The organism is Larkinella terrae (assembly GCF_009668025.1).
In the GTDB taxonomy this organism is placed as follows: domain Bacteria; phylum Bacteroidota; class Bacteroidia; order Cytophagales; family Spirosomataceae; genus Larkinella; species Larkinella terrae.
On the sequence record NZ_WJXZ01000014.1, the window covers coordinates 13,226 to 28,699 of the forward strand.

11 protein-coding genes are annotated in these 15,474 nt (G+C 50.4%); 8 read left to right on the plus strand and 3 right to left on the minus strand.

From position 1 onward, the window contains the following. Window positions 1-22: 22 nt before the first annotated feature. Both GJJ30_RS22145 and GJJ30_RS22150 read right to left on the minus strand, forming a co-directional pair. Window positions 23-3,193, minus strand: a complete 3,171-nt coding sequence (locus GJJ30_RS22145; RefSeq protein WP_170299252.1) for a ligand-binding sensor domain-containing protein — start codon at window positions 3,191-3,193, stop codon at window positions 23-25. 243 nt (window positions 3,194-3,436) lie between these two features. Beyond that, window positions 3,437-4,081 (minus strand): response regulator transcription factor, encoded by a 645-nt coding sequence (locus GJJ30_RS22150; protein WP_154177386.1) that lies wholly within the window; start codon window positions 4,079-4,081, stop codon window positions 3,437-3,439. A 423-nt stretch (window positions 4,082-4,504) separates the two neighbouring features. Between GJJ30_RS22150 and GJJ30_RS22155 the strand changes: the two genes are divergently transcribed. From GJJ30_RS22155 to GJJ30_RS22175, 5 genes are all read left to right on the plus strand, one after another. Beyond that, entirely contained in the window at window positions 4,505-4,831 is a 327-nt protein-coding gene (locus tag GJJ30_RS22155) for a helix-turn-helix domain-containing protein (protein WP_205880597.1), read from the plus strand. Window positions 4,832-5,001: 170 nt separating this feature from the next. Then, window positions 5,002-5,736, plus strand: a complete 735-nt coding sequence (locus GJJ30_RS22160; protein ID WP_154177388.1) for a hypothetical protein — start codon at window positions 5,002-5,004, stop codon at window positions 5,734-5,736. 170 nt (window positions 5,737-5,906) lie between these two features. Beyond that, window positions 5,907-7,097 carry a hypothetical protein gene (locus tag GJJ30_RS22165; RefSeq protein ID WP_154177389.1) on the plus strand — a complete coding sequence of 397 codons (1,191 nt, stop codon included), beginning with the start codon at window positions 5,907-5,909 and terminating at the stop codon, window positions 7,095-7,097. A gap of 492 nt (window positions 7,098-7,589) precedes the next feature. Then, a complete protein-coding gene (locus tag GJJ30_RS22170) occupies window positions 7,590-8,660 on the plus strand; it encodes a glycoside hydrolase family protein (protein WP_229313347.1) in 1,071 nt (356 codons plus the stop codon). Between the two features lie 208 nt (window positions 8,661-8,868). Further along, window positions 8,869-9,207: a hypothetical protein gene (locus tag GJJ30_RS22175; protein ID WP_154177390.1), complete on the plus strand. Its 339-nt coding sequence runs from the start codon at window positions 8,869-8,871 to the stop codon at window positions 9,205-9,207. 100 nt (window positions 9,208-9,307) lie between these two features. Here GJJ30_RS22175 and GJJ30_RS22180 read toward each other — a convergent pair whose 3' ends face one another. Further along, window positions 9,308-9,652 (minus strand): hypothetical protein, encoded by a 345-nt coding sequence (locus tag GJJ30_RS22180; protein WP_154177391.1) that lies wholly within the window; start codon window positions 9,650-9,652, stop codon window positions 9,308-9,310. A gap of 289 nt (window positions 9,653-9,941) precedes the next feature. On the opposite strand from GJJ30_RS22180, the gene GJJ30_RS22185 reads away from it, so the two are divergent. The 3 genes from GJJ30_RS22185 to GJJ30_RS22195 all read left to right on the plus strand — a co-directional run bounded on the left by GJJ30_RS22185 (window position 9,942) and on the right by GJJ30_RS22195 (window position 15,425). Continuing rightward, window positions 9,942-10,553 (plus strand): RNA polymerase sigma factor, encoded by a 612-nt coding sequence (locus GJJ30_RS22185; protein ID WP_154177392.1) that lies wholly within the window; start codon window positions 9,942-9,944, stop codon window positions 10,551-10,553. Window positions 10,554-10,625: 72 nt separating this feature from the next. Then, the gene (locus GJJ30_RS22190; protein ID WP_229313349.1) at window positions 10,626-11,732 is read left to right on the plus strand and encodes a FecR family protein; all 1,107 of its coding nucleotides are present in this window, start codon (window positions 10,626-10,628) and stop codon (window positions 11,730-11,732) included. A 186-nt stretch (window positions 11,733-11,918) separates the two neighbouring features. Then, window positions 11,919-15,425: a SusC/RagA family TonB-linked outer membrane protein gene (locus tag GJJ30_RS22195; protein WP_154177393.1), complete on the plus strand. Its 3,507-nt coding sequence runs from the start codon at window positions 11,919-11,921 to the stop codon at window positions 15,423-15,425. The last annotated feature ends 49 nt before the right edge of the window (window positions 15,426-15,474 follow it).

Below are 15,474 nucleotides of genomic sequence, written 5' to 3' on the forward strand. Positions count from 1 at the left end.
GTTTTTTTAGCGGTTTTTTGTACTAATCGCACTGATCAGTAACCCCGGCCAGGGAAACTGTTGCCTCGAATAATAAATGAAAATGGACCTCATGGGTCTGGTCTACCGAGAGCTCAATCGCTAATAACTCGGCCACTTCTTTGGCAATTAACAACCCTAAACCCAGGGATCGATTCTGTTTTAACGTCGGGTCAATGTGTTCCGTTTTGTCCTGGCTATTCATAAGATCGATTACTTCTGCTGACAGGCTTTTCCCAGTGTTGGAAATCACCAGTTCAACCCGCCCCTCCGCATCAACCTGGCTCTCAATTCTGATCCTACCCTGATGGGTAAATTTGGCGGCATTGTCCAATAAATTGTGCAGGATAATGGAGAGCAGTTGGTAATCAGAACGGATTGCCAACGCAGGGGCCACTTCGTTGCTGGCCTGGCAACCATTTTGCTCCATCAAGGGTTTAAATAACGCTAATTTCCGATCGACCAGCGTTCTCAGGTTGATGTCATCCCAGTTCAGCCGTTTCCCGTAAACCTGAATTTTCATATAATCCAGCAGATCCTTCAACATCGTCCGCATCTTGTGGGTGAGATCTGAAATGATCGTTCCCAGGCTGGCGGCATTTGCCAGTTTATCCTGTTGAAGCAACTCCGGAATACTCTCGGATGCCAGAGCTACATACTGCAGAGGGCTTTGGATGTCATGGGTGATCGAAGCCAACAAGCGGGACATGATATGGAGTTGGTCCGTCATTTTCGCTTCGGACCCTTTGAGTTCCTGTAGGGTGGCGTTGAGTTCGTCCAGGGTGGCGTTGAGTTCATCCGTTCGCCGGGCGACCAACCTTTCGAGCCGGGCATTTTCCCGTTGAACCAGGCGCACCCGGTAAAGGGAGATACCGTAGCCACTGAGCAAAAGCAAAACGGCAAAAAACACAGAGGCCCAGCCGGTTTCGTACCACACCGGTTCGATTATCAGGACGAGTTCTTTACGCGTATAGGTCGGGTGGCCAAAGCCATTCAGTTTGCGCACCAGTAAGCGATACGTGCCGGATTCCAGACTGAGGTAGCGAACCGAAAAATCTTCCGGATCCAGCGGCTGCCAGTCTGAAGCCACCAGGGTGGAACCGGCTTTTACCAACGCATAGGACAGCTTCAGGTTATAGGGATTTCCGGCGTACGGGGTGGCAAAAAAGAACCAAATGTTTTTGAAATCCGGGGGCAGCTGAAGCGTGTCACCGGTGGTTTTCAGCACAGTATTATTCAGCTCGATCTGGTCGAGAATAATGGGACTATTGGGCAGATCGGGGCGGATGGTTTCGGGCTTAAACCAGACTAAACCCACCAGCGACGGTAGAGAGATGTAGCCGTTTGAAAGCTTGGCGGCACAGGGCAGGCAGTTGCCGTTGAACTCATTGGTTTTAAAGCCTTCTTCTTTGGCGTGATACAGATAAAACAAGTCCGGGTGTGAGGCAGGCTGGGAGGGGAGGGCTTCAGGCTGCCAGGCACTGTAGCGGAGTAAATCCTGGATGGCAATCTGAAACAGGCCCCGATTGGTTGGTATCCAGAAAAAGCCCCGGTGATCATCCACAATGCAGTGCGGACTGGCCAGGTAGGCGTTCTTATCCAAGGGAAAAGAAATGATCTGGTCGTTTTTCCCAAGCAGCATAATCCCTTTATCCAGGGCGGTAAGCCAAATCCGGTTGTTGGCAAATCGATGAATGCTTTTAATGTAAACGCCCTCTGTCCCGGGGATGCGTTCCAGGTTTCGGGTGGAAATCGTCAGCCGGTACAAGCCCGAATGCGTCCCTACCAACAGGGCATCGTCGGATTGGTGGGTCATGCAGGTAATATCAGTTAGGGAGTCTTTTCCCACCCGTTCCAAGCGAGCCCGTGGATTTGTGGGATCCAATTTGTATAAACCATGCCCATCAATCCCGATCCAGATGGGACCGTCTTTGATTTGGTGCAGGGCTTCCACGTTTCCACGTTCGGAAAGGGTCCAGTGAGAGATGATCTTTTCTTGCCGGGCGTCGAAGTGAAAAAGCGATTGGAAATGTCGCAGCCAGAGGGTTCCCCGGTGATCCCGCAGACTGACTCGGTCATCGTCCGGATTCACGCGCCGGATCGCCGAAACGTGTTGCTCTATGGGCTGACCCGTTCGGGGATCCAGACCGATAATACGCCCCGTGGGCGTCAGCACGGCATGTGCATTGTAGGGAAGCTGGGCGTATAACGAATTCTCCCTAGGGGTCCCCCGGATGGTAAGCGTTTGAAACTGGTGCCGGGTTAAAACGAAAAAACCTTCAGTAAGGCTTCCTAAATAAACCTTTTGACTGGTGGGGTCAAAGTGAACATGCACGATGGCCTGGGCCTCGAAGTCAAATCCGTCGATCAACAGACGGGTCACGAAGTTGCCATCAGCTTCGGGCTGAAGTGTATATAATTTTTTGTGAAGGTAGAGAAAAGCCTGATCTGAGTTACTGCTCCAATACAATTGACACGCCTGCGGATGGGCGGTGTAAACCGGGTCGTTGAGGATATCCCCGGACAGGACCGATTGCTGGGATTGATGCCGACGGAAAGCCAGAATACGGCCACTGTCCTGGTAGTAGTACAGCCGTTTACCCAGCACAAAAAAATGTAATGGCGTGGCCGTTGGGAAAAAGAATTGAGCCTGCTTTTTCCCATGTTGGTAATACCTTACCCAGTTGTTTTCCCAGAAGTAGTAATCGCTGCTGGTTGTCCCGGCTACCAGCAAATACCGCTTAATCCCCCCAACAAGCTCCCCCAGCATGTCCGGAATGTTTTGGGCCTCCAGGTAATCAGACCTCCCCACTCCCAGTGATCGAAACCAGTTCAGGCGGCTCGGCCACCAGGTCGTATCCAGAACGGCAGTTCCGTTCTCCAGTTTGATGTGTTCGTTCTCCAGGAACAGGCCGTAACTGACCCGATTTCGCCCCGTTCCGGGAGCCGTCTGATCCCGGACGGCAGGCCTGAGACGATACATCCGATTCAACCGGACGGGTAAGTTGAAATGGTTAAAAACGCGAAACTGATGGCCGTCAAACCGAACCAGGCCATCTTCGGTCGCCAGCCAGACAAAACCGTATGAATCCTGAGAAATGCCTTTGATGCTATTCTGCGGAAGGCCGTTTTCGGCCGTATACTGCACCATGGAAAACTGGGATTGTGCTTGCACAACGGATGATGAAGCAAACAGGCAGACCAGCAACAGAAACAAAACCTTCATTACCAGAAAAACAATTCACGGGTGTAGACCGACCGGGCCTCCCACTGGGTTTTATTACCGCCCGGCGGCCCGGCCACCCTAAAAGTGGGGAAAGGCGATGGTTTTTCCAACCATCCTGTTGGAAAAACGTCCGGGGAATTAGCGGCAAAAGTACGTCAGGTTAATCTTCGTGCCTTTAGGCCGGGGAGGAGGTCAAATAAGTAACAGGTATTTAAAGTCTTGTAGATTAGAAATCAATTCGGACACATTGGTGACACCAAACTTGTCGAAGATATTCTTTTTATGCGTACTGATCGTCGTTTGTTTTAAATTCAGCATGGCGGCAATATCCTTCATCCGTTTCCCTTCAATTAAAAGCTTCAACACCTCCTGTTCAATTCTTGACAACGTTTGAAGGGGATTTTCCATGGAGCTCGACCCTTGATCCGAAAATTTAAACAACATAAGCTGTTGAATTTTTCTACTGATATATTTACCACGATCCAATACCGTTTTAATCGCTACGCCAAATTCCGTATACGGATCATTCTTCGATAAAAATCCATCCGCTCCTGCCTTTATATAGGGTAGGGCATACAAATTCTCTTCCAAACCCGAATAAATCAAGATCCGGGCGTCCGGCCTTATTTTCCGGATCCGGGAAACCATTTGGGTATTCCCAGCGCCCGGCATGACAATATCGAGTACCACCACGTTTACCTCGTATTTGGTCAACGCTTCCAGGGCGGCTGGGAACGTTTCGCATGGGATCACTTTGACTTCGGGCAAAATTTTACCGATGTAATATTCAAGTCCAACTCGGATGATTGCATGATCATCGACCACAAGGATTACCATAAATTCAGCTTGTCAGATTGGAAAAAGGTCTGATGCAAAAATACGATAAACACGGTGGATGCATCTAGAATTAATTCGAGTATAAGCCTAGAATTAATTCGATATAAAAACTAAATAATTCTAGAGATGAATAGAAATAATTCTAGAGATGAATAGGTGTAATTCTATTTTATCCTATTCGACAGCAATTTATGTTTGAACCGTGGAAACACTTACTCGATTCGTAACCAAAATGGTCGGTTTTCGAGGCAAAAACGATAGTAAAGGAGATAGAAAGTCTGCCGATTTGGCCATACTTATCACAAAATATGGATTGAACTATCGATGTTTCTAGCTATTCTAAACTCAATGAGCATGGTAATATCGAATTATTCTCTGTCCTATTCACCCTCTTATCTCCCTGATAAAAGGGTTCTTCTTCAAGTGGGTTCGCTGGATGAAGTATGGATTCAGCGGGTGGAACAGATTATCCTGAAAAATCTCGTCAATAGCCAGTTCAAGAATAATTCGCTGGCCGATGCGGTTCACTGTAGCGAACGGCAGTTGTACCGACAACTGAACGAATTGACGGGGTATACACCCCATCAATTTATCCGGGAAATACGGCTTCATTTAGCGCGTGTATACCTGGAAAATCATCGGTATCGAACGGTGAAGGAGGTTAGTTACGCGGTTGGTTTTAAGGACACCGTGCATTTCTCCCGATTATTCATCCAACGTTTCGGGGTTTATCCGGCCAGCTTTCTCTAAAATTGAAAGGAGTTTAAGCAGGCCGCAATTTTTGAATAAGTCGAATCTACTAATTGGAACTCTTTCAAACGTGCTGAGAAAACAATGAATACAACCTGAATACTCTTTTAAGTTGCAATTAATTTTTTGTACACACAATCAAATCGTTTTTACAATAACCAACTACCACTATGAAAAGATTGATTCTATTTACTGTCTTTATCGCCAGTCTTACCCTTGGCGCACGTTCCGTTCAGGCACAGGTCAAAATCGGCTCCAACCCCACCGTTCCGAACCCCAATGCCAATCTGGAAGTGGAAGCGACCAATGGCCAGAAGGTTATCGTTGACAAAGCCATCGGCACGGTCCAGGTCGAAAATCTACCTTCGGGAGCCATCACCGACAGTTTAGTTTCGGCTGATCCTTCGGGCGTATTAAGGCAAATTAATTCGGATAAATTGGTAAGTATCTTATTTGCACAAACATCATCAATGGAACTCCCTCGCGGATATCCTAACCCCGTAACAGTGGGTGAGCAGGTAAATACAAAAATAAACTTTTTAACTTCTGCCTATGATAAGCTAGGCACAGTTGATCTTTCCACGGATCGGTTTACCGTTACCAAAACCGGTTTCTATAACATTAGGCTCAGAACAGAAATCGCAGTTCCTAAACCAGGTGGAACTTATGTAATTGATGTAATTAAAAACCCCCCAGTATCCGTATCTACCCCGGGTTATTATACATATAAAATAGACGAAGGAGAAAGTGCTCTCGGCGGAGGAACACTTGAAATCACCAAAGTGGTCTATTTGATGGCCAATGACTTTTTGGAGGCTGCTTGGTCCACTTGCGCCGGATGCGGTGGTACTCAAATCTATGTACTAAATGCCGCGCAATTCTCCATTCAATACCTTGGAAATTGAACAAGATGCCTAGGGCAGATGGGGTTGTAACGACCTGTTCCTCATTATGTACCTGATCTCAAAATGATCGGTTTTTTGCGGATCGAATCGCCAACGGCTGAGCCGGTTCACCAGTACGGGTCAACTGAGATCCGATCACTCATTAATCGCGTAGAAACGCTCCTTTTGCTATGCATATCTCAAAGCAAACCATCCTGCTAGTCATACTAGGCATCAGCCTGACCGTGGTCTCCCAGGCCCAGGATTTAACCTGGGTTTCCTATCCGGACGGAGCCCTCACTCATAATTTTGGCACCGTCGGCGATGCCCCCGTCGATGTTACGGCTCAATGGTCGGGCGATACGGACCTGCACACGACAACCCCACTGGTCTCTCCTCGTCCCGACGAAACTCGGGGTGGAAATCGGCTCCGAACGGATATAATCTATGGCGACACCACCAAATGTGTGACCCTGACGATTCAGTTCTCGGCCCCGGTTAGTAATTTGACTTTCGACCTGTACTTCATTGATTTTAAGCCCTTCACCGGAAATCTGGCTACTCCGATCGGTTTCGTTCGGGATAAGGTGACTGTCCTTGGGCAAAATGGTGCAACCCCGGTCACCCCAGCGATTACCGACTATCCGGGCGTTAACACGGTCAATGGCTCCACCATCACCGGAATTGCCTACGGGGATACCAATGTAGTCAATCCTGTCACCTTCCCCCAACCCGTTACGGAGATTAGTATCCAGTACTGCATGGGAGGGAGTTATTTGCCAAATAATGTTATTGGCAGCCAAGCCTTCCAAATCGGTCCCTTAAGCTGGGATGCCCAGGCCTTGCCCGTCCGGCTAAGCTCCTTCAAAGGTCAGGCTCTGGACAACCGCATCCAGTTGGGCTGGACCACCTCCTGGGAACAGCGCAGCAGCTATTTCGACATCCTGCGCAGCGCCGATGCCGTGAGTTTCGAGAAAATCGGTCAGGTGGCCTCGGTGGGCAACACGACTGCCGGGCAAACGGCGTACGGCTTCACCGATGCCAGTCCTTCGCTAGGCTGGAACTACTACCGGCTGCGACAGGTGGATACCGATGGCCGCTTTGACGAATCGAAACTCATTGCCGTCAACTACCAGGAAGGAGGCTCGTATTTTAGTGTGGCCCCGGCAGGGGTCGGAACCGTGGAGGTGTTGACTAATGCGGCCAATCCGCAGTTTGAAGTGATCAACCTCAATGGACAGAACCTGTTGCATCAGGTAGAGCGCCTGGGTGAGAACCGGTACCGGCTGTGGACAGTTGGGGGACACCCATCGCTCAGTCTGGTGCGGATGCAGGGAGATCAAACGATCCAGTGCAAAAAGGTTTTCCTGAATCTTCAATGACGATTTGATAGGTAGGTCGGACCTCCTGCCAGCCTTGCTGGCAGGAGGTTTTTTTTCGTTTCCAACCGGATCGTTTCCGGCAGCCGTCTACGGATGCAGGGAGCAAACGATCCAGTTATCAAAGCCTTAAATAATGCGTTGATACTTAGCTTGACTTTAGCCTATTAGTAGCCAATTTTTCAGACTTCTTACCCACATTCGGGAAGCTTACGAATCACCTACTTCAATCCGCCGACAGTACATCCTTCTCTCCGCAGGGGAAAGATCCGATCGTCTTCGGAAAAAACGTAAAATATAATAGCTTCAACCGGGATGGGCAATCGAAACATTTCATGTAGTAACGGATTTTTAGTTTGCTGTGAAATGATCGACCCTGAAACAGTTGATAAGCAGATTTAATGGCTAGCGCGAAAAGGTATTTTGGCAAACCGTGGTAACATTTGCTCTCTACATCCTATTTTCGGGAAAACCGTTCTATTTTTCCCCTTCGCCATGCATTTTTCGTCGAACAGAAGTCCGTTGATCAGCATTTGTGCTTTACTGTCGCTCATCACCACAAATCTATACGCGCAGCAAAACTACCCGGATGGTCGCCCTCAGGCGAAGCACCGGCTGATGTGCCAGGACGAAGGAATTGTCATGCGTTACGGCGATGGCCCCGACAGTTGTGATACCTACGGCGCCCGTGAGGCGGTGGTGAACAAAGACGGCGACCGCTATTATTTGTTTTACGACGGGGCGGGCAAAGACGGCTGGATTGCCTGTCTGGCGGAGAGTAAAGACCTGAAAAACTGGACAAAACGGGGACTGATTCTGGAACTGGGCAAACCGGGAAGTAACGACGCCAAAAGTGCATCGTCGCCCTGGGTCATCAAGGAAAAGGATACCTGGCACATGTTTTACGTGGGAACGCCCAACACCACCCCGCCCCCTTACCGAATCCCGGCCTTCCCTTACCTGACGATGAAGGCGCAGTCGCGTTCGCTTGCTGGTCCGTGGAAAAAGCAATACGATGTCGTGGCGCTGCCGCCCAAAGAAAATAGCTACTATACCGTAACTTCCAGCCCCGGTTACATCGTCAGACAAGGCACCGAATACCTCCAGTTCTTTAGTGGCGCAACGCAGGAAGGCAAGATTACTAAACGCACTTTGGGCATTGCCCGGACCAAAGACCTCAACGCGTCCTGGAAAATCGATGAAAAACCGCTGTTTCCGCTGGAAGAACAAATTGAGAATTCGTCGGTCTTTTTTGATACAAAAACGAAAACCTGGTACCTGTTCACCAACCACATCGGCATGAACCAGAAACGCGAAGAATACACGGACGCCATTTGGGTTTACTGGACCAAAAACATCAACCGGTGGTGGGCCGAAGACAAAGCCATTGTGCTGGACGCCAACAACTCAATCTGGGCGAAAGGCGCGATCGGCATGCCGACGGTGATTCAGGTGGGAAACCGCCTGGCGCTGCTGTACGATGCCGCCGAAGGCACCAGCACCAGCCACATGCGCCGAAGCATTGGGCTGGCCTGGATGGAATTGCCGCTGAAAATAACGGAATAGCAGGTTGTCAGCCGAAAGAGAAAAGAAGAAAGAGCGCATCTTTGAACGGTAACCCTTGTCGTTTATCTCTTCTCTTTCCTCGCTTGTCTAAATAAGTAACCGTTCGGAAATTCCCGGTAACTAAGAGTTCCGGCTCAATTTGCGGTCCAGAAACAATATTCGGATCATACTATACGTAGTGGGGGTAATCACAAGACTCACCTGCACAATGAGCGTTACTCCAAAACCCAACCGGTATTACGTCGTTCAGAAAGAACCGGTTTTGTTGACGGCGGTCCTCCTGAAAGAGCTTCCGCCGGATATTCCCCAACCGATTAAACTGACCAAACCGTGGCTGCTGGCTTTCGGTTTCCAGCCCGATCGGTCGACCAACTTCTGGAGCCTCGAAAATGCCCGGCTGGTGGCCGGGATGAACTGCTGGCTGTGTACCAAAAGCCGTCGCTATATTCAATACGTTCACGAGCTTCAGGACCTGTTTGAGGAGCATTTCCGCGAAACCACGCTGGTGCTGAAATCCCTCAATTTTTACGTCTCCGGGGCGGTTTAGCCACCGGTTTGCCGGACATACAAAACCCCGACAAATTGCCGGGGTCTGTAACCTGTTATCCTATTAGTAAGAAGTTTTCTGAGGAAATCGGACGTATTTTTTAGTCTTCGTCGTCCTGGTTTTCGGCCGCTTCGTCGGTAACAACCTGATACAAAGCGATCAGGTCATCCGTCGCAAGTTCATCCAGTTCAACATCCGAGTCGTCGCCGAAACGGATGGTCAGCGGATCGACGTCGTCGTCGTTCAGGGTCAATGACGTAATTTCCAGATCGAATTCGTTCAGGGTTAGCGGCAAAAACCGCAGGTCAAAATCGGACGCATCGGCCTCGTCACCCAATTCCGTCACCACCTTCACGATGGCGTTCTTGATGGTTGTGCGGAAATCGTCCAGCCGACCTGCCAGCTCGTCGGCAGTTGGCAAAGCAGAAAAATCGGGAGTCGCCATAAAATGAGGGAGTTAAGAGAAGTTTTTCGTTCCGGAAATGACGGGTCGAAGTTGCGGCAAATTCCCGGATTCCGGTCGCTGGCTGAGGTTATGATTTTGTGAAATTTTGAAAGAGAGTAGGGAAGTGAGACAAGAGCATAGAGACCAATACTGACGATCAAGGTCTCTACTCTCTTGTCTCACTTCTTTTATTCACTATAAATATTCTTTCATTTTTTAAAAAAATAATCTTAAAACGGAGGTTAAGATCGCATTAAAATCGGCTCTTGTAGGTATAGCACCTGTAACTATGAGTAAAAGGCTACCTTCGGACGAAGCACAACAACTTTGGCAGGAATACCGGACCGGCGACATGTTCGCCCTCGCTAAAATCATGCAGAGTTATTATTCCGACCTTTTCCACTGGGGAATGCGGCTGCATGCCGACCGGGAGTTTGTGAAGGATTGCATTCAGGAGCTATTTTTAAATCTCTGGAAACAGCAGAAAACCGTCAGGTCGGTCGAAAACGTACGGGCGTACCTGTTCGTCACGCTCAAAAGCCGCATCCTGCGGGAGCTTTCCAAAAAACATACCACGCATCAATCCACCCTTTCGGAAGAATACGCTTTTTCGGTCGAGTTTGCGGCTGACGTTCAACTGATCGAGGAAGAAAACGAGGTGTTCCAAATCCGGAAACTCGAACACGGAATCAATCATTTGCCCGAACGTCAGAAAGAATTGATTTACCTGCGGTTTTACCAGAACCTGAGCTTCGAACAGATAGCGGACGTCATGCACCTGGGCCGCCAGTCCGTCTACAACCTGCTCCAGAAATCGCTGATCAGCCTGCGGAAAAACTGGCCGGTGAGCTGCGTGGCGTTTCTGTGTTACAGTTTAGAATTTATGGTTTATGGGTTTTAGTTAGCGGATGCAGCCAATAGGGTGCGTCAGCCAGCCATAAGCAATATACTGTAAACCATAAACTACTCAAGAATGATGAAAAACTACCATACCTATAAAGTGGAGGACTTTATTCAGGACGCGGATTTCCAGGACTGGGTGCGGGGTCGTGGAAATCGGGAAGCGTTCTGGCGGTCGTTTCTCCAGACGTACCCCGACAAAAAGGAGGCTTTTCAGCAGGCCGAACAATTTATTCGGGCGGCTAACGTGGCTCCCGAACGACTCAGCGAAGCGGAAATCCGGAAGGAGACGGAGGTGTTCATCGAAAATGCCAGTGCGTATATACCCAAACGTCAGTCTCCGGCAGCGGTTTTTCAGGACGAACAGTCGCCTGTTTATACCTTCCGATGGGTACTGGCTGTTGCCGCCGTTTTCGCGCTCGTGATGGGATTTGGCTGGTATTTTGCTACGAATAAACCGGAGCCACTGATAACGAAACTGTCCGATAATCCGGTTAGCCAACTGGTGGAAACGACCAATGATACGCAGCACTTGTTGCGAGTGGTCCTCAATGATAGTTCGGAAGTGTTGTTGAGTCCTCAAAGCCGCCTGCGGTATCCGTCGCAGTTCTCCGGAAACGCCCGAACTGTCTATTTGCAGGGCGAAGGCAGCTTTTCGGTGAAACGCCAGCGGCAGCCTTTCCGGGTGTATACCGGCGAGATGATCACGCAGGTACTCGGCACCCGGTTTGTCGTGAAAGCCTTCGACCGCGATCAGAAAATCACGGTGCAGGTGCTTTCGGGAAAAGTGTCGGTCTACAAGAAAAAGCCGGAGCGGGTTCCGGACAATAAAGAAGTCAATGGGTTGATTCTCAACGCCAATCAGGCAGCGATCTTTGAGAAAAGCGACGGAAACTTGACGAAAACGCTGGTGGCCAATCCCGCGCCGATTCAGAAACGGAGCAAAGAATTGTCTTTTGTCTACGATGAAGTACCGCTGCCGGTTATTCTGCGGGAACTGGAAAAAAGCTACGGAATCCCGATTCAATTCGACGAGCAGACGTTTGCCGCCAGTAAAATCACCGCCATTCTGTCGAGTGAGTCGCTCTACGAAAAGCTGGATTTGCTCTGTAAAGCCTCGTCGGCGAGTTACGAAATAACCGATGGTCAGATTGTCATCAGCCGAAAGGGATACCGATAGGACACGCCCCAACTCCTAGAGGGGGCTTAAATACCTTTTTTGAAAGTCCCCTTTAGGAGTTGGGGCAATAAAAATTGGCAGTGACGAAGCCACTGCCAACTGGTCGATTCACTGAGTGTCGCTCGCCAAAGTAACCGCTCAGAGAAAGACGTTCCGAAAACAGAACTAGTCAACCTTAACAAAACTATGAAAAAACACCTTGCCGGACAACTCTGGTTGAAGCTTATGCGGTTTTCATTAACACAAAGTTTGGTTATGTTATCGCTGGTGGGCGTGTCGTTTGCCCACCCGAGCAACGCTCAGGAGTACCTGAGCCGACGCCTGACGTTACATGTTGATAATCAGGATATAAAACGGGTATTGGCGGATATTGAAAAAGCGACCGACGTGCAGTTCGTGTACAGCTCGCAGGTGATCGAGAAGCGGCAGAAGATGAGCATTCAGGCCACGAATTCGACGCTGGAGGAGGTGCTGGTCAAGTATTTCAAACCGCTACCGGTCAACTATGAGGTGGTCGGCCGGAAGGTGGTTTTGTCGGCCAGTACGTCGTCAGCCTACGAAACCGGTTTTGTGGATCTTATTGAAAAGACCGAAACACTGGCGCCCAAACGAATACTGTCGGGCAAGGTGACCGACGAAAAAAACATCGGTTTGCCGGGCGTAACCATTCTGATCAAAGGTTCGCAACGCGGGACGACAACCAACGCCAGTGGCGGGTTTCAACTGGATGTTCCGGATGCTGATGCCGCTTCAACGGTCCTGGTTTTCAGTTACGTAGGTTACGAAAGCAAGGAACTGGCCGTCGGTAATCAGACTAACCTGCAGGTTTCGCTGACGCCGGAAAGCAAGGCCCTGAACGAAGTGGTGGTAACCGCACTGGGAATTAAGAAACAGGCCAAAAGTCTCGGTTACGCGACGGCGACGGTCGGTTCGGAAGAAATGACGATCAACCGCACGGCCAATTTTATGAACGCCCTGCAGGGAAAAATGGCGGGGGTTAACATCACGCCCCTCGGCTCTGGACCCGCCGGAACCAGCAAAATCCGGATTCGCGGGCAGTCGTCGTTTGGTGGCAACAATTCCCCGCTGATCGTAGTCAACGGCGTTCCGATCGACAACACGAATTACGGTGCGCGGGGCGACGTGTCGGACCGGGGCAGCAACCGGACATCCGACAGCGGAGACGGTTTGAGCAGCATCAACCCCGACAACATTGAAACGATGACGGTTTTGAAGGGCGCGGCTGCTTCGGCGCTTTACGGTTCGCGGGCGAAAGACGGTGTCATTATGATCACGACCAAAACCCGCGGAACCGGCAGTGGTATCAACCTGGAATACAACACCAATTTTACGTCCGACACGCCACTGGATTACACGGATTATCAGTACGAATATGGTCAGGGAGAAAACGGCGTTCGTCCTACCACGCCGTTCCCGACCTCCGGCCAGTGGAGTTTCGGTGAGAAATTCCAGCCGGGCATGACGCAGGTGTTGTTTGATAACGTCACGGTTCCGTACGAACCGCAGCGGCATCAGGTTACCGATTTTTACCGGACCGGTGGCACCTGGACCAACACGCTGACGCTGTCGTCCGGGGGTGAAAATGGCGGTTTTAGCCTGTCAATCGCCAATCTGGACAACAAGAACATTTATCCGGGTTCGAGCTACAACCGGAAAAACATCAACCTGGGCTTCACGCAGACGCTGGCGAAAAAACTGACGGTGTCGGGGAATATCAACTATTCCAAAGAGTTTCGCAAAAATCCGCCCAACATTGCCGAGCAGGATTTTAGCCCGGTCATCATTTTCAGTATGGCGAACTCGATGCCGCTGGATATTCTGGAAAAATACGCGACGGATGCCAACGGCAACGAAACCGTCTGGTCGCGGTTTACGAACCGGACCAATCCGTATTTTGCCCTGAAGCGCTTCGAAAACATCAACACCGACCGGGTTTTTGGCAACCTGACGGCAAAGTATAATTTCACCAACTGGCTGTTCCTGCAAGCCCGGATCGGTCAGGACTTCTACGCCCGCGAACAGGAATACAACCTGCCGACCGGCACGCAACGCCAGCCCGCAGCTCCCGCCGGTTTTGTCAACGGGCAGTATGTGCAGGATGTCCGCACGGTTCGGGAACTGAACGCCGATTTCCTGCTGAATGCTAACAAAACCTTCGGTGTGTTTGGCGTGAATGTAAATCTCGGTGGCAACCAGATGTACCGGAAAATCAGCCGTCACAATGTTCTCGTGCAGGATTTCTACACCCGTGGCCTCTATACGATTGGCAACGGACGGCAGCGTGATGCCATTTATGATCTGTCGGAACGGCAGGTGAATTCGCTGTATGCGTCGGCGGAAGTTTCGTTCAAAGACTATTTGTTCCTGAACGGAACTGCCCGAAACGACTGGTTTTCAACTTTATCGCCCGCCAACCGGAGCATCCTCTATCCGTCCATTACGGCCAGTTTTGTCTTTTCACAAGCCTTTGCCAATTCGCTGCCAACCTGGCTGACGTTCGGAAAAATCCGGGCGGCTTACGCCGAGGTCGGGAGCGATACGGACGTGTCACCCTACGCCAACAACCTGTTCTACGGCATTAATTCCCAGCAGTTTCCGTCGCCGAGCGGAACCGCCCAGCCGTTGGCGAGCATCAGCGGAACAACGGTTCCGAACGCCAATCTGCGCCCGATGCGGGTTTCTGAAAAAGAGGTCGGGCTGGAGTTGAAACTGTTCAATAACAACCTCGGGCTGGATCTGACGTATTACGACAAGCTGTCGTCCGATCAGATTCTGCGCGCCCAGACGTCCGATGCGGGCGGTTATCAAACGCAATTGATCAACGTGGGGAAAAGCAGTAACAAAGGCCTTGAAATGATGGTGACGATTAGCCCGGTGAAACGGACGGATTTTACCTGGAACGCCATTTTCAACGCATCTTACAATGTGACCAAAGTCTTGGATCTCGGGTCGAGCGTGAGTGATAACATGATCACCGTCGGAACCGGCGATTTCAGTGGCGAACTCCGTCAGGTGGTGGGTCTGCCGATGGGCCAGTTATTCGGTTTCGGCTACCTGCGGGATGCGCAGGGCCGGCAGGTGTTCGACGCGGGAAATGGGCGGCCGTTGCGCACGGCAACGCAGATCAGCTTCGGCAGCGCCATTCCGAAATGGGTGGGCGGTATTACCAATAGTTTCAATTACAAAGGCATCAATCTGTCGTTCCTGATCGATTTCAAACTGGGCCACAAGATGATTTCCGGGACCAACCACAACGCCTGGCGGCACGGGTTGAGCAAGGAGACGCTGGTGGGCCGGGAGCAGGGCTACGTCATTGGCGACGGCGTCAATCCGAACGGCGAAGTCAACAAAACGCAGTCGGGCGTGCAGGCTTTTTACGAAACCGTTCGTTCGCAGAACATTGCGGAACAGTTTGTTTACAACGCCGGTTTGTGGCAGCTGCGGCAGATTACGATTGGCTACGACTTCACCAAATTCATCCCGACGGGCGCTAAATTCATCAAGGGATTGCGGGTAAATGCCGTCGCGAACAACGTGGCCGTGATCAAAAAGTGGGTGCCGAACATTCACCCCGAGCAATTCGGTTTTCCGTCGGACAACCTCGTCGGTCTCGAAGCCACCGGTCTGCCCATCACGCGGAGCATTGGTTTTAACCTGAATGTCAAGTTTTAGCAAAAGTTATTTCGCAGAGTTACACGGAGTAAATCAGAGTTAAACAGAG